This window comes from Paenibacillus sp. MY03, assembly GCF_002165585.1.
GTDB lineage: Bacteria > Bacillota > Bacilli > Paenibacillales > Paenibacillaceae > Pristimantibacillus > Pristimantibacillus agaridevorans.
Genome location: NZ_MXQD01000109.1, coordinates 1 through 730, shown reverse-complemented (window position 1 = coordinate 730; position 730 = coordinate 1). Strand labels below are relative to the sequence as shown.

The 730-nt window shown below is 48.5% G+C and carries 2 rRNA genes; both read right to left on the bottom strand.

From position 1 onward, the window contains the following. Positions 1–313, bottom strand: a 23S ribosomal RNA gene (locus B1748_RS36095); the annotation flags it as partial. Positions 314–646: 333 nt separating this feature from the next. Further along, positions 647–730 (bottom strand): 5S ribosomal RNA (gene rrf / locus B1748_RS36090); the annotation flags it as partial.

Sequence of the window (730 nt, the reverse complement as noted above, 5' to 3'; positions counted from 1 at the left end):
TGAGATGTCCTACAACCCCAAGGAGCAAGCTCCTTGGTTTGGGCTAATCCGCGTTCGCTCGCCGCTACTGACGGAATCACTTTTGTTTTCTCTTCCTCGGGGTACTTAGATGTTTCAGTTCCCCCGGTATGCCTCTTCTTGAGCTATGTATTCACTCAAGAGTAACTGGACATTACTCCAGCTGGGTTTCCCCATTCGGAAATCCCCGGATCAAAGCCTGCTTACGGCTCCCCGAGGCGGTATCGTTGTTCGCCACGTCCTTCTTCGGCTCCTGGTGCCTAGGCATCCTCCGTGCGCTCTTACTAGCTTAACCTAGTATTTTTTTTACTTTCGTTATCCAGTTTTCAAGGTGCAAAGCCCCATCTCGTTCGACAGGAATTTTATCTTATCACAGCCAATCGACAATATCAACCATGAGTTCCTGGTAATTTTATCGATTTTCCGCAAAAAAATACGGTGCTTTCGCACCTGCTTGGCGTTGACTATTCATTACCGGATGAATCATGACTTAAGGATCAGGATCGGCATCGGAAACTACATTCATCTTCGCTTTGCATGTTATGCTTTTGCTTCATTGAGTATTCATCGATCAAGTTTCGGATACTCTCCCAAGGGACAATAACGACGCTTCATCTAAGAGTTACCCGCTTGGCGACGTCCTACTCTCCCAGGACCCTGCGGTCCAAGTACCATCGGCGCTGGAGGGCTTAACGGTCGTGTTCGGTATGGG